Origin of the sequence: Halomonas sp. SIMBA_159, assembly GCF_046536035.1 — a bacterium.
Classification (GTDB): Bacteria; Pseudomonadota; Gammaproteobacteria; order Pseudomonadales; family Halomonadaceae; genus Vreelandella; species Vreelandella venusta_A.
This window is the reverse complement of record NZ_JAWJBT010000008.1, coordinates 61,665-81,695: the sequence shown is the minus strand read 5'-3', so window position 1 is coordinate 81,695 and position 20,031 is coordinate 61,665. Positions and strand designations below refer to the sequence as shown.

Annotated in this window: 16 protein-coding genes; 7 read left to right on the top strand and 9 right to left on the bottom strand. The window is 57.7% G+C overall.

Going from position 1 to position 20,031, the window contains the following annotated elements:
• Positions 1 to 120: 120 nt before the first annotated feature.
• The 3 genes from R0J87_RS06890 (at position 121) to R0J87_RS06880 (ending at position 4,614) form a co-directional block, all read left to right on the top strand.
• Positions 121 to 513 carry a septal ring lytic transglycosylase RlpA family protein gene (locus R0J87_RS06890; RefSeq protein ID WP_404344943.1) on the top strand — a complete coding sequence of 131 codons (393 nt, stop codon included), beginning with the start codon at positions 121 to 123 and terminating at the stop codon, positions 511 to 513.
• 223 nt (positions 514 to 736) lie between these two features.
• Positions 737 to 1,741, top strand: coding sequence for an NADP-dependent oxidoreductase (locus R0J87_RS06885; RefSeq protein WP_404344942.1), 1,005 nt, complete (start codon positions 737 to 739; stop codon positions 1,739 to 1,741).
• Between the two features lie 278 nt (positions 1,742 to 2,019).
• A complete protein-coding gene (locus R0J87_RS06880; RefSeq protein ID WP_498885193.1) occupies positions 2,020 to 4,614 on the top strand; it encodes a glucose/quinate/shikimate family membrane-bound PQQ-dependent dehydrogenase in 2,595 nt (864 codons plus the stop codon).
• Between the two features lie 223 nt (positions 4,615 to 4,837).
• Here the strand turns inward: R0J87_RS06880 and R0J87_RS06875 are convergent, their stop codons facing one another.
• The gene (locus R0J87_RS06875; RefSeq protein WP_498885192.1) at positions 4,838 to 6,880 is read right to left on the bottom strand and encodes a TonB-dependent receptor family protein; all 2,043 of its coding nucleotides are present in this window, start codon (positions 6,878 to 6,880) and stop codon (positions 4,838 to 4,840) included.
• Between the two features lie 186 nt (positions 6,881 to 7,066).
• Between R0J87_RS06875 and R0J87_RS06870 the strand changes: the two genes are divergently transcribed.
• Entirely contained in the window at positions 7,067 to 7,240 is a 174-nt protein-coding gene (locus R0J87_RS06870; RefSeq protein ID WP_044629799.1) for a YqaE/Pmp3 family membrane protein, read from the top strand.
• 103 nt (positions 7,241 to 7,343) lie between these two features.
• Here R0J87_RS06870 and R0J87_RS06865 read toward each other — a convergent pair whose 3' ends face one another.
• Together R0J87_RS06865 and R0J87_RS06860 are read right to left on the bottom strand one after the other, a co-directional pair.
• On the bottom strand, positions 7,344 to 7,820 hold the full coding sequence (locus R0J87_RS06865) for a nucleoside deaminase (protein WP_498885190.1): 477 nt from the start codon (positions 7,818 to 7,820) through the stop codon (positions 7,344 to 7,346).
• A 29-nt stretch (positions 7,821 to 7,849) separates the two neighbouring features.
• The gene (locus R0J87_RS06860; protein WP_498885188.1) at positions 7,850 to 9,115 is read right to left on the bottom strand and encodes a dicarboxylate/amino acid:cation symporter; all 1,266 of its coding nucleotides are present in this window, start codon (positions 9,113 to 9,115) and stop codon (positions 7,850 to 7,852) included.
• A gap of 200 nt (positions 9,116 to 9,315) precedes the next feature.
• Between R0J87_RS06860 and R0J87_RS06855 the strand changes: the two genes are divergently transcribed.
• Together R0J87_RS06855 and R0J87_RS06850 are read left to right on the top strand one after the other, a co-directional pair.
• Complete coding sequence (locus R0J87_RS06855) at positions 9,316 to 9,531, top strand: TIGR02450 family Trp-rich protein (protein WP_404344938.1); 216 nt, start codon at positions 9,316 to 9,318, stop codon at positions 9,529 to 9,531.
• A 222-nt stretch (positions 9,532 to 9,753) separates the two neighbouring features.
• Complete coding sequence (locus tag R0J87_RS06850) at positions 9,754 to 9,960, top strand: cold-shock protein (RefSeq protein ID WP_009095703.1); 207 nt, start codon at positions 9,754 to 9,756, stop codon at positions 9,958 to 9,960.
• Positions 9,961 to 10,067: 107 nt separating this feature from the next.
• Here the strand turns inward: R0J87_RS06850 and R0J87_RS06845 are convergent, their stop codons facing one another.
• Together R0J87_RS06845 and R0J87_RS06840 are read right to left on the bottom strand one after the other, a co-directional pair.
• Complete coding sequence (locus R0J87_RS06845; RefSeq protein WP_498885265.1) at positions 10,068 to 10,922, bottom strand: putative RNA methyltransferase; 855 nt, start codon at positions 10,920 to 10,922, stop codon at positions 10,068 to 10,070.
• Complete coding sequence (locus R0J87_RS06840; RefSeq protein ID WP_498885185.1) at positions 10,922 to 11,692, bottom strand: helix-turn-helix domain-containing protein; 771 nt, start codon at positions 11,690 to 11,692, stop codon at positions 10,922 to 10,924. The genes R0J87_RS06845 and R0J87_RS06840 overlap by 1 nt, the downstream gene beginning before the upstream one ends.
• A 134-nt stretch (positions 11,693 to 11,826) precedes the next feature.
• On the opposite strand from R0J87_RS06840, the gene R0J87_RS06835 reads away from it, so the two are divergent.
• Positions 11,827 to 15,309: an acyl-[ACP]--phospholipid O-acyltransferase gene (locus R0J87_RS06835; protein ID WP_498885183.1), complete on the top strand. Its 3,483-nt coding sequence runs from the start codon at positions 11,827 to 11,829 to the stop codon at positions 15,307 to 15,309.
• Positions 15,310 to 15,350: 41 nt separating this feature from the next.
• Here the strand turns inward: R0J87_RS06835 and R0J87_RS06830 are convergent, their stop codons facing one another.
• The 4 genes from R0J87_RS06830 to R0J87_RS06815 form a co-directional block, all read right to left on the bottom strand.
• Entirely contained in the window at positions 15,351 to 17,120 is a 1,770-nt protein-coding gene (locus R0J87_RS06830) for a mechanosensitive ion channel family protein (RefSeq protein WP_498885182.1), read from the bottom strand.
• A gap of 198 nt (positions 17,121 to 17,318) precedes the next feature.
• The gene (locus R0J87_RS06825) at positions 17,319 to 17,846 is read right to left on the bottom strand and encodes a GDYXXLXY domain-containing protein (RefSeq protein ID WP_498885181.1); all 528 of its coding nucleotides are present in this window, start codon (positions 17,844 to 17,846) and stop codon (positions 17,319 to 17,321) included.
• Positions 17,836 to 18,909 (bottom strand): DUF4401 domain-containing protein, encoded by a 1,074-nt coding sequence (locus R0J87_RS06820; RefSeq protein ID WP_498885180.1) that lies wholly within the window; start codon positions 18,907 to 18,909, stop codon positions 17,836 to 17,838. The genes R0J87_RS06825 and R0J87_RS06820 overlap by 11 nt, the downstream gene beginning before the upstream one ends.
• Positions 18,906 to 19,880 (bottom strand): DUF2157 domain-containing protein, encoded by a 975-nt coding sequence (locus R0J87_RS06815; protein ID WP_498885179.1) that lies wholly within the window; start codon positions 19,878 to 19,880, stop codon positions 18,906 to 18,908. The genes R0J87_RS06820 and R0J87_RS06815 overlap by 4 nt, the downstream gene beginning before the upstream one ends.
• Positions 19,881 to 20,031: the final 151 nt, after the last annotated feature.

Sequence of the window (20,031 nt, the reverse complement as noted above, 5' to 3'; positions counted from 1 at the left end):
CAATTGCGCCGATCTTCTTAAAGCTTGCCGACTCGTATATCGCAAGCTACTATCCTTACGCCTATCTGGCACCTCATCGATGAATGTGGAGTCCGCTTTACGAACCACTGAGGTACTCCTATGGGAGCCCATAAACGTATTATCCGAACGAGCTGTTTGGCTGTATTACTCCTGCTTTTCACCGCAAATCAGGCAGTTGCCAGTCAAACAGAGTCAAATACAGAGTTACAAGCAGGCGTCGCCTCGTTTTACAGCGATCGCTTTCAAGGGGCCACCACCGCAAGCGGCGAGCCCTTCGACCAACAGGCACTCACGGCAGCGCATCCAAGCCTACCGTTTGGTACCAAGGTGTTGGTTACCCGCCCGGATACCGGGCAAGAAGTGGAAGTACTGATTAATGATCGCGGTCCGTTTGTGAAAGGACGCGTTATTGATCTCTCTAAGCGGGCAGCGCGTGCGCTAGGAATGATTCGCCGAGGCACGGCACCTGTGATGATCACCCTGGTAGATTAACGGATAACACATCCGCAAGCGTGTGATACCCCTTAAACGATCAGCGTTGCAACGGTTGCAACACTTGCTGAGTAAAGCGGCCCTTCCCGGGCCGTTTTTTTATGCGCCTTTTTATGCACCTGTTGTTTGATGATCTTTTATTAGCCCAGCGAACTTGCAAGCGTGCTAATGGTCTCTACCCTGCAAGGAACGATATTTTTTTATTTCAATGCAGGAGGCAGCGATGCAATCTCGTTTTTATACGCTCACCAACTACCCGACCGGTTTGCCCAAACGCGAGCTTTTTTCGCTGGAGAGCCAAGAACTCCCCGAGCTAGAAGAAGGCGAGGTACGCATTCGCAATCACTGGCTGTCGGTAGACCCTTACATGCGTGGCCGCATGACCGGCGTGCACACTTACGTAGCACCTTTTGAGCTAGGTAAGCCAATGGAAGGCGGCGCGATTGGTGAAGTCATCGCCTCTAACCATCCCAAACTAAAAGAGGGCGATAAGGTTAGCCACATGGGCGGCTGGCGAGATATTGCTCAACTGCCGGGAGATAGCGTTACCGCATTGCCTAACCACGACGTGCCCGACCAAGCCTACCTAGGCGTTCTTGGTATGCCCGGCATGACCGCCTGGACAGGCCTTAACCTGATTGCCGAGTGCAAGCCGGGCGATAACGTTCTAGTGAGTGCCGCGAGCGGAGCTGTCGGCTCACTCGCGGTGCAGCTAGCAAAGGCGAAAGGCTGCCACGTAGTAGGCATCGCAGGCGCTGCGCATAAGCTTGCTTGGCTGGAGTCGCTAGGCGTTGAACCAGTCAGCTATCGTGACCGCAGCGCGCAAGAGTTAAGCGATGCCATCAAACTCGCCAGCCCCAACGGCATCGACGTCTATTTTGAGAACGTAGGCGGTATCTGCCTGGAAGCCGCGCTTAGCCAGCTTAATGAGGGCGCACGCATTGCCGTGTGCGGCATGATCGATAGCTACAATGCCGAAGCGCCCACTCCAGGGCCTAATAACCTGTCACAGCTGGTGGTTCGCAAAGCCAAAATGCAGGGCTTTATTGTGGCCGATCACTGGGCCAGCTATGGCTACTTCTTAAATGAAATCGCTCCTCAGGTGGCTGATGGCAAGCTGGACTATAAAGAGACGATCAAAGAAGGGCTTGAAAGCACGCCAGACGCCTTTTTGGCGCTGTTTGAAGGTGGCAATACCGGCAAAATGCTGGTGAAGCTATCCGATTAAGCACTGCTGCTGTTAACGAAGTTACGCTAGGTTAAATCTGACACCTTTCCCAGCTTATCTGTCTGAGCCGCGCTATGTTGAATAGCGCGGCTTTTTTGTTGATAGAAATAATTAGCCAGCAAATCATTAGACCAAAAGCGAATTGATTATTAAAATTACGGGCAATCAATGTGTGTTTTAACCCATCGGCGCTGCCGATGGGTTAGGGCACGTTGTGGAGCCGCTGCTTTGATGTTTATCAAAGCAGCATCAACTCGTTGTAAATAGGGGTTTACCTCATGGATGAACACACACGTGCTCGCGGCAAATGGCCAGCCCTAGTGCTGGGCCTACTGCTGGCGCTGGCTGGCGTAGCACTCACAGCAGGTGGCATTAAGCTGCTCATGCTGGGCGGTAGCGCTTACTATGCCATCGCTGGTGTTGGCATACTCGTAACAGCGCTACTGCTGGCCCTGCGCAAAGGCGCGGCACTTTGGCTGTATGCCCTCATTTTGTTCGCCACCCTAGCGTGGGCACTTTGGGAAGTAGGCCTAGACTGGTGGCAACTGGTGCCCAGGGTCGCCATTCCCTGCCTCATCGGCATTATTTTGCTGCTGCCGTGGTGGCGCAAACCACTCAACTCGCGCGGTGGCAGTCTAGCGCTCATGGCCAGCATTGGCGCGGCTATCATCGTCGCTATCGCCAGCCAGTTTAGCTATCCAGGCACCATCGAGGGCAGCATCGAGTCCGCCAATAACACCGAGGCGGTCAACCCGGCCCTGGTCGCAGGCGACGACTGGCCTGCCTACGGCGGTACCAATGCTGGCACCCACTACTCGTCACTCGACCAGATTACGCCCGAGAACGTTGGCAAACTGGAAGAGGTGTGGCGCATTCAAACCGGCGATGAACCCGGCCCCAATGCCCCGCCGGAAATCACTAACCAGAACACGCCGCTGAAAGTAAACGACAGCCTGTATATCTGCACGTCGCATAGCCGTGCCATGGCGCTGTCACCGGAAACCGGCGAAACCCTCTGGGAGTTTGACCCCAATATCAGCACCATGGGCGCAGACGACTTCTCCGGTTGGGCCCACATGACCTGCCGCGGCCTCGCCTACTACGATGCGTCTAACTACGATGCCGCTAACTACGATTCTTCTAACGACGAAGCCTCGAACGACGACGCTGAAAATACAGACAGCAGCGCTAACGATGGCACGACGCCTGCGGAAAACGGCGCGGCCGCCACTCGCGTGCTGTTTGATGACGGCAGCCAGTTCGACCTGGACCTGGCCTTCCTGCTCTTCATCAGCGGCCTCGGCGACAGCCCGGCGCTGGCATCCGATGAAGGTGACGCTTCTGAGATGATTAGCGCCACGGACGTAATGTGCCCGCGCAGGCTCTACTTGCCCACTGCCGATGCCCGCCTGATTGCGCTGAATGCCGACACCGGCGAGCGCTGCGAAAGCTTTGGTAACAACGGCGAAGTGGATCTCACCAATAACATTGGCGAGTTCTCCCCCGGCGGCTACTACTCCACCTCTCCAGCCACGGTAACGGAAGACCTGGTCATTTTGGGCGGCCACGTTACCGACAACAGCTCCATCGACGAGCCGTCCGGCGTGATTCGTGCCTTCGACGTGCATACCGGCGAGCTGGTGTGGAACTGGGACAGCGGCAACCCAGACGATACCGACCCGCTTGAAGAGGGTGAAACCTATACCCGCGGCTCTCCCAACGTGTGGGCACCCATCAGCGTCGATGAAGAGTTGGGGCTTGTGTATCTACCCATGGGCAATGCCACCCCGGATCAGTACGGCGCTGACCGCTCTGAAAACGATGAAACCTACAGCGCAGGGCTCGTAGCTCTGAATTTGAACGACGGCCAAGTGGCCTGGGTCTACCAGTTCGTTCACCACGACCTGTGGGATATGGACACCCCGGCTCAGCCGGTTCTGATCGACTTGGCAACTGAAAACGGCACCCAGCCCGCCGTGATTCAGCCCACCAAGCAGGGCAGCCTCTATGTGCTCAACCGGGAAACCGGCGAACCCATCGTGCCGATCGAAGAAGTGCCCGCACCGCAGGGGGCTATCGAAGGCGACTGGACCGCAGAGACGCAGCCGCGTTCGGCGCTGAACCTGCTGCCACCGCCGCTCACCGAGCGGGATATGTGGGGCGCGTCACCGTTCGATCAGATGATGTGTCGCATTCAGTTTCGCTCGCTGCGCTACGAAGGCCAGTACACGCCACCCTCCTTGGAAGGCAGCATCGTTTATCCGGGTAATGTGGGGGTAATGAATTGGGGTGGCGTTGCGGTCGATCCTGAGCGCCAGGCGCTGTTTACCGGCGCGAAGTACCTTGCGTTTGTTTCTACGCTGGTGCCCCGTGACCAAGTGCAAGAGGGCCAAGGTTCCGCCAGCGAGCAGGGTCTACAGCCCAACGAAGGCGCGCCCTATGCGGTAGAGCTAGGCCCGCTGCTTTCAGTACTGGGCTTACCCTGCCAAGCGCCCTCCTGGGGCGACGTGACCGGTATCGACCTGCAAGCGTCGGAAGTGGTGTGGAAACATCGCAACGGTACCACCCGCGACAGCATGCCCTTTGGCCTGCCGATTGGGTTGAACGTGGGCGTTCCCGCGCTGGGCGGCCCGCTGACCACCGCTGGCGGCGTCTCTTTCTTGAGCGGCACGCTGGATCAGTACCTACGCGGCTACGACATCACCACGGGTGAAGAGCTGTACAAAGCGCGCTTACCCGCCGGAGGCCAGGCCACGCCGATGACCTATACCGGCGCCGACGGCCGCCAGTACGTGGTGGTCATGGCCGGTGGTCACGGCACCTTTGGCACCAAGATGGGTGATTACGTGATTGGCTACGCGTTACCGGAGTAACTGCTAGCTCTATGAAGTCAGCTAGATAGAAAACGGGCGGCCATTGGCCGCCCGTTGTCATTAAGGTCATTCACTCACTTAAGGTGAGACGATCTGAGTAGCCCGTAGCGGGGGTCTTTCGCCATGGATGGCGAAAGTAGCGTCCAAGGAGGGATTCACAGCGCCCCCGCCTAGGGTTACTCAGATCGTAGGCACATCAAGCGATAACATCGATTTTTTCTGATTAAAAACTCAACTCTACGCCACCATAAACGCTGCGCCCTGGGGCGGGTTCGTAAAAGCGTCCAAAGGTGCCGTTCAAGCGCACATTGGAGTAGTGCTCTTCATCCAGTAGATTTCGCAGGCCTACATAAGCGCTTAGCCGAGTCTGTTGGCTCAGCTGCCAGCCGTCGCCCACCCGCAGGTTCACCAGCCAGTAGCTATCCACCGCCGTCTCGTTGGCGTTATCGGCCACCAAGTCACCGACGTATTCGGTCTCCAGCGTGGCGAAGCGCTCGTCGAGGTTCTCCCACGTTAGCTGGTTCACCCAGGTTTGTTCCGGCAGGCCAGGAATCCGGTTGCCATCGAAGCGCTCAGAGGGGGTGGCAAACTCATCGAACTCGTAGCGCGCCAGGGTCAGCGCACTGTTTAAGCGCCACTGGTCGGCCAGTTGCCACCCCAGCGCCAGCTCGACACCATCACGGTTGGTATCCCCGGCGTTCTGGTAGAACGTGCGGCCGCCTTCGTCGTAGGGCACCAGCTCATCGCGCACGCGGACGGAGAAGAGCGCTACATCGTAATCCAGCGCCAGCGGCTCGATGTAACCACGCAGCCCCACTTCACGGTTCCAGGCTTTTTGCGGCTCTACGCCTGGGTTGAAGCCACCGCCAGCAGGGTTGGCAAACTCAGAGAACGTCGGCGTCTCAAAGGCAGTACCGGTATTGATATACGCCTGATGTTGCGGGCGGTAGCGGTAGCTCAGCCCGGCAGAGCCGCTCCATTCGTTGAAGGTGCGCTGGCCACTCTGGTCGCCGTCGGCGGCAAAATCGTCGTCGACATCAAGATCGACTCGGTCAAACCGCGCGCCCAACGACAGCGTCAGCGGCTCCGACAGCGCTAAATCCCCCTGGGCAAACACGCCAGTGGAGGTCGCGGTTTGGGTTTCATCGGCGAGCGGCTCGCCCACCGCCCCTTGGGGATTTACATCGTTGCGGAAGCGGTCATCTTTCTGGCGTGCGGCATCCACCCCAACGATGTAATTCAGCGGCAGGCTGCCTAGCGTTACCTCGTGGTGATACTCGGCGCTAGCACCCATGTAATCACGCTGATAGCCCAAGCGGCTGCTGCCCACAAACGGTAGCTGTTGCTCAAAATCCCGCTGAGCGATAAAGCCTTTCAGGTATAGTTCACCCTCCCCTGCGGACAAATCCTCGTATTGCAGGCCGATCAACTGCTGGTCGACGGTTTGACCAGCATCCAGCGCCAGCGAATTCGGTGCGGCTTGGTCGCGCCCTTCGGCCACCTCGCGGGCGTTGAGCGCGCCGGGGTCTTCCGAGCGGGGGTTATCCAGCAAGTTGATGATGGCGGTGAGTGCCCGATCGCTGCCCAGCTCACGGCGCAGCTTGGCATTGAGCAGATACTTCTCGGTAGAACTCTGCTCCCGGTAGCCATCTACGTTCAGCGCAGTGAGGCTGATATGGTGCGACCAATCCCCCTGCACGCCGCCATTTTGCAGCGCCACTTTCTGGTAGCCATCGCTACCGGCACCCATGCGCAGCCGAGTGCCGGGGTTGTCGCGTCCATCGGCGGTGGTAATGTCGATCACGCCACCCGCAGCGTTGCCGTAGAGCACCGATGACGGCCCGCGAATGACCTCAATGCGCTCAGCGCTATCCAAATCAATCGCATCTAGCTGGGCCTGCCCATCCGGCAGCGTGTAGGGAATGCCGTCCACCATCACCGTAATGCCTCGCACCCCAAACGGCGCACGGGCACCAAAGCCGCGAATCGAAATACGCTGCCCCTGGGCAAAATTATCGCGGTTCTGCAGGAAAACACCCGGCACCCTGTTGAGCGACTCATCCAAACGCACCCGCTGCTGGCCTTGGGCAATGGCGTCTTGCTCTATCGTCGAGACCGCAGCAGGCGTGGCGTAAAGCTCACGCGCTAAACGCGGTGCGCTGACTTCTACGGTGGGCAGTACAGCTTCCGCATCAGTTTGTGCCCATACGGGGGCGGCAAAAGCGGTGCTGAGTAACAATAATGAAGGTGGGAGATAGCGCGTCATGGCATCCTTTCCAAGGAAAAATCCCAGTGAATCATCAGTGAACGTTCAACGTTATGACGTTCATCGGGGAACAGCTACGTAAAATGGTAGTCATATGATGGAGTGACTAATTAGCCAAGTGTAGGGATAAGTTCTACACTGGCGGCTGGGCAACATTATACTAACGGTGTAAGCAAAGGAGGCTACATGGCGTTTACCGCGACTGACCCGATCAAGATGATTTTTGCAGTTATCTTTCCCCCGCTAGGGGTGTTTTTTGAGGTCGGTTTCAAAGGACACTTTTGGCTCAATATCCTGCTGACGCTCTTTGGCTTCATTCCAGGCATCATTCACGCCTTCTACGTCATATTGAAGCACTAGCCTCTCTCATTGCGTAATCTCTCATTGCGTCATTAGTTTAACAAACGCCGCCTTGCTTTGCGCAAGGCGGCGTTCTCGTTTAACCCTGGTTGAAAGGGCGTAGCTATTTGCCATGCAGGCGGCGATGCAACGCGTGGACTTGCTCGTCCAACCCTGGCACCGGGCCATCTACCGCAAGCCCAGGCACTACCTCGTTGATTGGTAGCGTAGCCACTGGTGGCGGTGCCACGCCCCACTCGGCCAACCACTTCCCTAGCTGCTTGGTCGAGCTGACGTAAACGATCCGCCCCAACCCTACCCAGCCATGGGCCGCCGCACACATGGGGCAGTGCTCACCCGAGGTATACACCGTGGCGGCCGCGCGCGCTTCCGGTGACAGGTGATTGGCTGCCCAGCGGGCCAGCGCAAATTCAGGGTGCTGCGTGGCGTCGCCTCCAGCAATACGGTTGCGGTCTTGCGCCAGTATTTCGCCCTGGGCGCTGACTAATACGCTGCCAAAGGGTTCATCACCGGCGTTGAGCGCCTCTTCCGCCAGCGCCACGGCGCGTTCTAAGTAGCGATACTCATGATCGTAAACCATGCTGATCTCCCCTATTGTCTGAATACGGATTAACCGTTCTCCACCGCGTGGCCGCCTTCTTCATCAGGCGCTTCAGCTAGCGTATGCCCTTCACTTCGGGCAATCACGGTCGTGCCGACCAAGTCGCCCGTGACATTCAGCGCCGTTGCCCCCATGCCTACCAACGCATCGATGGCGGTTAATAGCGCCACGGTTTCAATGGGCAGGCCTACTTGAGCAAACACGGTGGCAATCATGATAATGCCCGCCCCCGGCACCCCAGCCGTGCCTACCGTCACCAGCGTGCCGATCAGCACAATCTGCACCATGCTCATCAAATCCAAAGGCGCGCCAATCACGTTGGCGGCAAACACTGCTGAAATGGCAATACGGATGGCGGCACCGTCCATATTGAGCGTTGCTCCCAGCGGCAGGCTAAAGCCATAAATGCTTTTCGGGATGCCTAAACGCTGCGCGGCGTTAATCGTGACAGGCAGCGTGCCGGAGCTGCTTTGTGTTGCAAACGCGGTGGCCATCGGCGTGCGCGCCTCACCAAAAAAGCTGCGCAACTTCACGCCAAACAGCAGCATCACCGCGCAGTAGATCAACAGCTGTGCGCCGAGTGCGATGTACAGCACCATCACCATGTCACCCAACGAAAGAAGCGTTTCCATCCCCTGCTGGCTCACCGTTTCAGCAACGATGGCAAAGACGCCAATGGGCACAAAATGCAGCACCCCCGACATTACCTTCAGGGTCACCTCGTTTAACCCTTCAATAACTTGATAAAGCTGCTCGCCAAGCGCGTGCTGCTGCTCGGATTGGCGCATTTTCAGCAGCGCAATCCCGAACACCAGCGCGGTAAAGATGATGCCCAGCATATTGAGTTCGGCAAAGGCGGCCACGATATTGCCCGGCACGATATTGAGCAGCGCATCGACCACGCCGGGATTCTCGGGTACCGAGAAGCTCGCGCTGTCGTTGAGCGTCATGCCGCTGCCTGGGCTAAATAGCGTTGCCACGGTTAGGCCCACCACAATGGCGAATGCAGAAGAGGCCAAGTAGTAAATAAACACCTTGCCGCCAACGCGCCCGGCACTGCCTTCCCGCGACTGATTCACCCCTACCATGAGTGTAAACAGTACAATGGGCACGATGAGGAAGGTCAGCAGCCGCAGTAATAAATCACCCAGCGGTGCCAGCCAAACGGCCACCCAGTCACCGCCCACAACACCCACCAGCACGCCCATCAACAGCGCGATGGTGACGCGCAAAATGAGTGACGCTTGAAGGTAGCGCTTCCATAAATATGTCATTGAATGCCCTGTTGGTTTAAATCAGGTTGATGTAAATCAGTGGTAAAACCACGTCATGGAGCATCATCACGGGTTGCCAAACCAGCGTGATGTTTGTTTGAACTCCATCACGCCGATGAAATAGCTTAGCATGGCGTCTCTGGCGACTTTAGCTAGGGCCGAGTGCGTGCCCCTCCTCAACGCCACTGACCGGAGCCACCATGAATACGATCAACCCCAACAAGCTACATCACAGTAAATGGACCGCCGTGACGCCACGCAATAAAGAAAAACACTTTATCGTGACTAAACTACTGCGCGATGAAGAGGAGAACGTGGTGGACGTGGTGCTGGAAGCGGTTCACTCCCACCGAGAAACGACGCTGGCATGGCAAGCGTTAAAAGACGATAGCACCTGGAAAATGGGTTGGAAGTAGTGAACCTACCACTCCCTGCCCTAAGAAAATAAATGCAAAAAGGTTTTGACCTAGGCTAAGAAGCATGACACTGTAGCGTCAGTTGGTTAGCAAGCAGCATGGTTTCAGAAGTGTACGATCTTTTTCGGCAGCCTGATATTGTATTCCTTGTTTCACCCGCTACTTCATCTGGGTAATACCAGGAATTTTATTACGGCGCATTAGCGCGAAAGGATCTACACAATGGCAACTGGCACAGTTAAATGGTTTAACGACACCAAAGGCTTCGGTTTCATCGCTCCTTCTGACGGTGGCGACGACCTGTTTGCACACTTCTCTGAAATTCAGTCTGACGGCTTCAAAACCCTTCAGGAAGGCGCTAACGTCTCCTTCGACGTTACCCAGGGTAAAAAAGGCCTCCAGGCTTCTAACATCAAGCAAATCTCCTAAGTCCTATCTTTTTAGATAGCACTGAAAAATTTGCTAGAACCCTCACCCACTAGGTGAACGGTTCGAACAGAAAGGCCCGCCTCGGCGGGCCTTTCTGCGCTTGGGTATTAAATCCTCTCCCATACGATCAGTTGAGCATCAATAGTCAGCGTTAGCTGCTCCAAGTTAGCTGCTCGCTCGCGCCCCTCCGCACTGGCACGATACAAATGCGGCGTCATGGTCAGCAAATCGTGGATAACGTCTGCCCCTTCTAATGAAATAGCGTAGCTAATCTGCTTGGAAGCTCGGTGAGCAAACCCTTCCGGTACATCAGGCGCTTTCTCACGTGCAGGTTTTAAGGTGGGATAAATAATTTCCCGTAGCTCGCGCAGGTGCTCCGGCCCCGCTTCTACTTGCAGCAGCTGCCCGCCCGGCTTAAGCACGCGTGCAAACTCTCCGTATACCGGAAAGCCAAACATACACAGCACGCTATCCAGCGTTGCCGACTGCACCGGCAATTGGGCGTTACTGCCCACTACCCAACGGCTGATCGGTGCGTGCTTATCGTCTTGCTTCGCCGCCGACTGCACAGCCCACTTCGAAATATCCAGCCCCATCAGTGAAAGCGCCTGCGCGTCTGGCAGCTGTTGGGCCAACTGGCGCAGGTAGTAACCCTCACCACAGCCTGCATCCAGGCAGCTGTACGTTTCTGCCTGCTCACAGTGGCGCATCACCGCCTGGCTAAGCGCCTTTGCTATAGGCGCATAGTCACCCGCCGCCAAAAAGCGCTGGCGGGCTGCCACCATAGCTTTGCTGTCGCCGGGGTCGGTGGAGCGTTTCTGCTGTACAGGTAGCAGGTTGATATAGCCCTGTTTCGCCACATCGAAACTGTGGTTTGACGCACACCGCCAAGTGCCGCCTTCCAAATGGAGCGGTTCGCCGTCTAACGGGCAGGCCAGGGCCTGAAAAGGGGTACGATGGATCACAAAGAAGTCTCGTTGGGGCGTTTGTTGGACATAGCTGCGCGGGACACGTCTTTAAACAGCGTGGATTGCCACTGGCGAACCGCCAGCACCGAGGTGGTGCCAAAGCGCTGATGAAGGGGCAGGCTGCTTTCCCGTTCGCATAGGGAGTGAAACTCGTTCGCCAGGCGCTGCATGATTTGCTGCCATTCGGCGCTGCCCGCCTGGGAAAGCAAGCCATTCAACACCATGAGTTTTTCGGTGTCGCGATCAAAGCGCGACTGGAAAAACTCGGTGGCAATATGCTGCTGGAAAAACTGCTGGATCGGCCCGCCAGGACGCCAGCGAAAATTAGCCGCCACGCGCTGGCGAATACGATTACCCGGCAACAACTCGATCAGCTTTAACTGCTCAAGCGTGATCAGATGGCGGATACACTGCGCCTCGCTCAGCCGATACTGGTGGTGAATCTCTTCGAAGCGGTAGCCATTAATCACGCACACTGCGACCAAAAACAGCTCGCGGTCATCGACGATACGCTGCTCTTGCGCTTGGGTCAGCTCTTGCACCCGCTGCTCGTCGGCCTGCATGGCGCTGATCAATTCGGCGAATTCCAGGTTAAGCTGGTCGCAAATCACCTCTAGGCGCTCTAAGGTAACGTGCTTATCGGCGAATAACCGCTTCACCGAGGCTTCGCTAAGCCCAAGCCAGCGGGCAACATCGGCATAGGTGTAGCCTTGGGCGCGCAGTTGGCGCTTCAGCGTATCGACCAGCGCACTTGTTTGGCTCACAGGGCCTCCGACGCTTAAAAGTAGCGTATAACGATACCGGAAAGCCCATATAACTCAACTTGAACGGTGAGCGTTGCAACACTCACCCCGTTTGCCGACAGTGCGTTAACTTTCGGCGACTAAGGCGACATACCATGCAACCTTTGCTGCGCATCGCGGGCGCTTGGCCCTACTTGATGGCCATCTTTCTCAATGCCTTCGTAGATCTCGGGCACAAAATCGTCATTCAGAATACGATTTTCAAAAGCTACGATGGCGCGACCCAGGTCGTGCTTACCGCTCTGGTGAATGGGCTAATTCTGCTGCCGTTTATTCTCCTCTTCAGCCCGGCAGGCCATATTGCCGACAGCACTCCCAAAGTACGTGTGCTAAGGCTCTCCGCCTGGGCTGCGGTGGCGGTATCGCTGGGGATCACGGCCGCTTATTATCAAGGCTGGTTCTGGCTCGCCTTTGCGATGACGCTGCTGCTGGCTATTCAGTCTGCATTCTACTCACCCGCCAAGTACGGCCTGGTAAAAGCGCTGTTTGGTAAACCCCGGCTAGCTGAAGCCAACGGGCTAGTGCAGGCGGTTACCATTGGCGCGATCTTGGCCGGCACGGTGGCGTTTACCGCCCTGTTTGAACACTGGGTCACCCCCAGCGCCAGCACGCCCAGCGACCTACTGCGCCATATCGCCCCGCTGGGCTGGCTACTGGTGCTTAACAGCGGCCTGCAGGTCGTCGCCCTCTATCGGCTCAAACTGGATGAAGCACAGCCTGCGGCTACCCCGCTCACCTGGGCACGCTATCGCAGCGGCACTGCGCTAAAAGAGAATCTACGCATTCTTGCCCGCCAGCCGGTGCTGCGGCTCTCCATCATTGGGTTGGCGACGTTCTGGTCGGTGGGGCAAGTGCTGCTGGCCGCCTTTCCCGCCTATGCCAAAGAGGCGCTCAGCATTGAGAACACGCTGGTGCTGCAAGCCATTCTCGCCGCCAGCGGTATCGGCATCGCTCTCGGCTCGCTGTTAGCCAGCAAGCTCTCCCGCAACCGTATTGAAACCGGGTTAATTCCGCTGGGTGCTGTCGGTGTCGCCGTCGGGCTTTGGTGCCTTCCTCTCCTCACCACGCCCACCAGCCAAGCGCTCAACTTTGTGTTCATCGGCATGATGGGCGGGCTATTTATCGTGCCGCTCAACGCATTGATTCAGTTTCATGCGGCGGATCACGAGCTAGGCACCGTGCTGGCCGCCAATAACTGGATCCAGAACCTTTCGATGCTGGGCTTTTTGATGCTCACTGCGCTGTTCGCGCTGGCGGGGGTCGATAGCCACTACCTGCTGCTGTTGGTCGCCAGCGTGGCGATGGTGGGCGGTGGCTACACCATTTTCAAACTGCCCCAGAGCTTAGTGCGCTTCATTCTCAGCTTCCTGCTTACCCGCCGTTACCGAGTAGACGTTCACGGGCTGGAAAACCTGCCCGCCCAAGGCGGCGTGCTGCTGCTGGGCAACCACATTAGTTGGGTAGACTGGGCCATGGTGCAAATTGCTAGCCCGCGCCCGGTACGCTTTGTGATGCTGAAAAACATCTACCAGCGCTGGTACCTACGCTGGTTCTTTAAAGCGCTGGGCTGCATTCCCATTGAGCGCGGCGCAGGGGCCGAGAACGCGCTGGCCGCCGTGGCCGAGCAGCTCAACGCAGGGGAAGTGGTTTGCCTGTTTCCCGAAGGAGCGATTAGCCGCAACGGCCAGCTGGGCGAGCTGCGCCGAGGCTACGAGCGCGCCTGCAAACACGCCCACCCAGACGTGCGCATCGTGCCGTTTTACCTGCGTGGCCTGTGGGGCAGCCAATTCTCCCGCTCGTCTAGCAAACTCAAAGAGCTACGCAATGCGCCGCTGCACCGCTCGGTGGTAGTCGCCTTTGGCAAACCGCTGCCCAAAGACACCTCCGCCGACGTACTCAAACGGCGTATTTTCGAGCAGGCGACCCACTCGTGGCAACACGCCATGGAGGAACTGCCTTCGCTGCCTGAGGCCTGGATCAACAGTGTCAAACGCAGCCCAAGCGCCCCAGCGTTGGCCGACGCCTTGAGTCGCCCACTCAACGCAGGCCAAGCGCTCACCGCTAGCCTGCTGCTCGCCAAGCGTTTTCGCCACCGCAGCCTCAACGAATCGACGCTTGGTCTACTGCTGCCTACCAGCACTGCTGGGGTATTAGCCAATATGGCCACGCTGCTCGCGGGTAAAACGCTGGTGAATTTGAACTACACCGCCAGCCAAGCTGCCCTTGCCTCTGCGCTGCAGCAAGCCGATATTCGCACCGTCGTCACCGCGCGCCGCTTTGTGGAAAAGCTGAGCCAACGGGGGCTGGCAGTGGAATCGCTGCTGGAAGGCAAGCAGGTCATCTATTTGGAAGATCTACAGGCGGGGATCTCCCGGTTTGAGCGCGTCAGTACATTTCTTGCCGTGCGCCTGCTGCCCGCTTGGTTGTTACAAGCGCTGTTCTACTATGGCCGGGATGCGGACGCCACGGCGGCCATTCTGTTCTCCAGCGGCAGCGAAGGGCAGCCCAAGGGCGTGATGCTGAGCCACCGCAACCTGATGGCCAATATCAAACAGACCTCCGACGTGCTCAATACCCAGCACGACGATGTGGTCATGGCCTCGCTGCCACTCTTTCACGCGTTCGGCTTTACCGTCACCCAGCTACTCCCATTGATCGAAGGGCTGCCGCTGGTCAGTCACGCCGACCCCACCGATGCCCCAGGTGTTGCCAACGCGGTGGCCAAGCATAAAGCCACCATTATGTTCGGTACCTCCAGCATGCTGCGCCTGTTCAACCGCAGCCCAAAGGTACAGCCCGCCATGTTGGCAAGCCTACGTGTTGTGGTGGCCGGTGCCGAGAAACTGGATGACAGCGTACGTGAAGGGTTTGCGCACAAATTCAATAAGGCGATTTATGAAGGTTACGGCGCGACAGAAACCGCCCCCGTGGCGGCCGTTAACCTACCCGACGCCGTCGGCGTTCACTACCAGCAGGTTCAAAAAGGCAATAAGCCTGGCACCGTGGGTATGCCGCTTCCCGGCACCAGCATTAAGGTCGTCGATCCTGAGAGCTTCGAGGAGCTACCCACCAACGAGCCAGGCATGATTGTGATTAGCGGGCCACAGGTGATGCAGGGCTATCTCAACGACCCCCAGCGCACCGAACAGGCCCTCAAAACCTTCGACGGCCAGCGCTGGTACGTTACCGGCGATAAGGGGTTTATTGATGAAGATGGCTTTTTAACACTGATCGACCGCTACGCCCGTTTTGCCAAAATCGGCGGCGAAATGGTCAGCCTCAGCGCCGTCGAAGCCGCGGTCAGAACGGTCGTCGACGACTCCGACATACCGCTGATGGCCGTCAGCCTGCCCGATGCAAACAAAGGCGAGCGCATCGTCCTACTGAGCGAAGCAGCGCTAGACGCCAAAACGCTCAAAACCGCCCTGCGCAGCCACGGCACGCCCGCGTTAATGATTCCCAGCGACTGGCTCACCGTGGAAGAGATACCTCGTCTGGGGTCAGGAAAAGCAGACTTTGCCGGCGCGAAACGGCTTGCCGAAGCGCAGCTGGCGGCTGACGTCCGTCTATCACCTTAGTAAACAGGGCAGCGGCCTAGCCGCTGCCCTTTCTGGTGAACTTACTCAGCGCTGCCGTCCGGTGCGTCACTTGAGTCGTTTGACTCACCGGTTTGTCCAGTCGCACCTTTCTGTTGGCCGCTTGATTGTCTGGCATGCTCACCACGCGCAATATCATGATGGCTAATCACCACCACGTCGCGGGGCCACCATTCCGGGTGTTCGTCGCGGATATAGGCCATTAACTTCTCACGCACGTTCATCTCAGCGGTCCAGCCTGCCATGGGGTCGGAAGTCATTAAGTAGCAGGTGACCGTTTGCGCATGGGCGGTTTGGCCGGTGACGTAGCAGAGCAGTTTATGGTGCTCAATCACGCACTCTTCTTCCTTGGCGAAATCTAGAAACTTCTCGCGTACCTGGGAGATATCCGCGCTCAGGTGCAGGGTTAACTCCATAAAGCGATACATTTTGGTGCTCTTCACCGAGAGGTTTTCAAACGGCTTGGAGGTGAAGTACGTGACCGGCACGATCAACCGCCGCTCATCCCAGGAGCGTAGGCGGATGAAGGTGTAGAAAATCCCTTCCACATAGCACCACTGTCCTTCAAAGATCACCAGATCGCCAATGCGGATGGGCTTGGCCAGCGAGAGCTGAAACGATGACAGGATATTACCCAGCACCGTCTGCCCTGCGATGCCCACCAGCACCGCCAGCACACTGGCCGAGGCCAGAATGGAAAGCCCCAGGGATTCAAACAGCTGGATTTGCCCCAGCACATACACCGAAACCGCCACCACGGTGATTAAAATAATCACCCGGCGCAGGGCGTAGAGCGAGGTTAGCAGCCGGCGCTTGTCTTTGGGTTTGGTATCGTCAATTTCCCCCACCAAGCGGCGGGTCATGCGCAGCATAATGGTATCAACCAGCCGCAGCGCAATGGTGCCTGCGCCCCACGCCATGATACTAATCAGTAGCACCCTGAACGTTGTGGTCGCTACCGCTGAAAACGACACCACGTAATCCAGCAGCATCTGGGTGACCAACGACATCACAATCATCGCTACCGGCACGCCGATTTGATCGGCAAAAATAGTGGAAATACCGGGAGGCAGAATGCGCGCAATAAGGCCTACTAAGTAGTAGGTCGCGATACCCGCGACGCCAATCGTGATCAGAAAAATAGGGATCGCTAGCCACTCCCAGATTTTCAGCACGCCAAACGACGCTTTGAACCGTTCAGGAATGTAGCTCTCTAGCATGGAGGGGCCATACTCTTCATACAGCGCAGGAATTGATGAGACGCTCTCCGGCATAATGAGCCATATGGGGTCTTCTTCGCCTACCCGATAGCGTCCTAGCCGCACATCGTAGGCCTGCCCCTCTATTTGCAGCGCGGCCAGCTCAATGTTGCGCCGTGGCTCGCCAGCCAAAGGGTTTTGACCAGAAGGATCTTCAATGGCGGCATCTTGGCGACCCGGCAGGTTAGAGGCGTTCAGCCACTCACCTCGTCGTAATACCTCCGCCAGTTGCTTGGCTAGCTCCGTACCCCGCGCGGGCTGTTCGCTAGGGTCGATATCAGCTAGGTTCAACAAATGCGCCGCATCGGCGTAATTTTCATCGTCGGTGAAATTCAAAAAGCTGCGGATGGTTTCCCTAGGCGACATGCGTTTCGCCTCTTCCGGCACCTCATCCAACCCTGCGTTGATCGCATCCATGGTGAACCAACGCGGGTCCTCGCTCTCATCGCCTTGCGTTTGCGCCATGCCAACGCTAGAGAACAGTAGCGTGACGACCAGCACACCCCAAACGGGCCACGAGCTGTAATTTTTCATACTTGCCTTATTCAGTAAAAGTGAGCCAATACCCGCCATCAACCAACGGCTTGTGCCGCCCGCCCACTTAAATCAGTGGGCTATCCGTGTCGATGGTTGGTCAAAGTACAGACCACGTTACCTTATCCGGCAAGCAATAGCGGCTCTAGCGCTTGTTGGCGTATGGAGGAGGCAAGAAATAACAGCTTAGTTTTTCACTCAGTTTTCCAAATTGCCTAAGCGGTTAAACGCTTCGTCATACAGCGCGGTGAGCAACAGCTCGCCCTCTTTATCGACGCGAAACTCGCCGTAATGGGCCTTCTCATAGCGCTCAGCGTGGCCCTCCTGAAAGAAGAAGGCGTTGGTGGCAAAGCGCGCCTGCCCATGGCGCAGGCGAAACTTTAAGCGCCGCTCATCCGCGTCTAGCGGTGTGCCATCGTCTATTCGCTGGAAGTGAGCAACTCGAGCGCTATCAACACGGACGACCACGTCACCGTTCATAGAGGTTGGGAGATTTTCAGCGCGCTGATATAGCTCGCTTTGCAGGCGGTTCGCCAGGGCAAAGTTGAGCGCCATATAGTCGCCCTGCATTAGGGAGCGGGGGTCGACCGGGGCCAGTTCCAGGTAAACCACTTCCCCTTCCTCGATATGTCGCTCCTTCTGCCAAATGGCGTTGTTGACCACGACCAACACCGCCAGCGTGGCCAGCATCACCACCCATCGAAAACGCCTAACGCTAGCGGCCATGGTGTTCACCTCCTTTTGTTGTCGCTAAGCGCCAGCGTTGCAACCCCCAACGCAGCGCTAACAGCAGGCTGCCCAGCACATACAGCAGCGCTGCCTTATGCAGTAGCGAGATATCTAACCAGTAGTAATAGGCGCTGACCGCCGCCAGCAGCAGAAGTATGCCACTGGCCATTAACACCCGATGGCTAATCGCAACGCCCAGCAGCAGCACCGCGATGCCGCTACTCAGCCCAGGCGCAAAATAAGCGAGCACCGCCACCAGCAAGGCAGCGCCATACGCCGCCCACATCACACTGCTTGAAGGCGAGTGGCGGCTCAGAGCCGTGTATGCCACCCATAACAGCGCCACGCCTGCCAACGCCGTACTGATGCTGCGGCTGAGCATCGGGGAAATCGCATCAATTTCAACAAAGTGGCCTAGCCACAGCGCCTGCCCCGCATGTGCAAAGCCTTGCAGCATTAGCACGCCCACTAACAGGCCCACGCCCCAGGCATGCATATCACTCAGGCGCTCTGGCCAGCGAAACTCGTTCAACCACAGCCCCACCAGCGCTAATACCGCAAAGCCACTAGCCACCTGCGTAAACCCGCTGGCGGCAAGCGAAAACTCCAAGGCAAGGCACGCCAACACCACGGCCACAAAACGGTGAAGGCGGCTTGGCATCCCCCATGCTAAGGCCATTTGCATGATCACCAGTGCCCAGCCCAAGTCCACAGAAAAGCTAAGCGCATCCGCTAGCGGCCACGCGATCAACAGCTGCCCCGCCAAGCTAAACGCCAGCGCCATATGTTCCATGACATCGCTATCGGGTGAACGTCGCAGCAGCGCATACGCGCCTAGTACCATTAATCCGCCGACCAGTAGTGCCGCGAGCGGGCTTTCCAGCACCCACACCACGCCGGTGGCGATAAACCCCAACAAAAACAGCGCGGCCAGCCAGCCGGAAAGCGCTTGAACGCCGCGCACGAACCAGGGCATAGCATGCGTGGCAGTGGCACGCTCATTCAGGGCCACTCCCGCTTGCGCGAGTGCTTGCTTCAACGGTGAATATTGTTGGCTCATTGGTTAGCCTCACGGTGTAGGCATTTTAGCCACGCCACGGCTGCCGCTCCTAGCGCAAATACCGTCCCGGCAACGATCAGCAGTCCGCCTACTTCGCCTTGCCCCTCCCACATCACCAAACGAGCCATGCAGAGCGTCAGCACGGCGATAACCGATACGCAGCCACCCGCCAGCATAAACAGATCCAACCGCCACCACCGGTAAACGCCATACAGCGCAGCCAACCAAACGGGGTAAAGCAACGCGCTTGGCGTGACGCCAAAGGTGAACCCAGCCACCCAGCTCATCATGAGCAGTGTGATCGGTAGGCCACTGCCCAGCGCCAGCACGCGTATTGCCCAGCGCCCTGGCCACGCTCGCCGTTGTGCGCCCCACTCCCACACCGCTTGCGCCGCCACGTTGGCTACCCAAAGCCCCCATAAGCCCGACTCCCCAGCGAGGAAGCGGCCATTCACTCCCCAGCCCCATACGCTAGCGTGAAGCCATATCGCCAGATTCCCCACGCCTAACCATACCAGCCAAAGCGGGCTAAAACGCGCCGCCCATACCCACGGCAGCCCCAAGACGGCCCAGGCAGAAAAGAGCTGCCACGGGTCTGCGCCGGTTTGGTACACCTGCCCCACCAGCGCCAGCAGAACGCCCAACAGCACAAAGGCAGCCGTGAGCGATACCCGGCTAACCCAAACATTCGCAGGCCGCCAAACCGCTACGCCCACCGCTACCAACAACACCGCCTGCACCAAGCCAAAGCGCAACCAGTGGCCCATCGCCACCCAGTGGTACGCCACGAAAAACAGCACAGCAAAAGCCAGTGCCAAGCCGCCTAGCCACAGCAGCAGCCTATCCAGCTGTGCCGCCCAGGCGCGGGGCGTAGGATGCAGGCCCGCCACGCTCACGGCCTTGGCTACTTGATCAGGTGAGATAACGCCTCGCTCAATCAGCGAGACGAGTTCACGGCGGTTTGTGGTCACAACAGTTCCTTGTGAAATGGGCACTAACGAAGCACGGAGTCAGGTACTAATCATAAGCCTAGTGGGCAATATTGACGTGATGTAGTCGACGTGACTTCTCACTGGTTCATGCGGCGAGTCCACGAAATCAGTGCCGATGTCTTACAAAAGA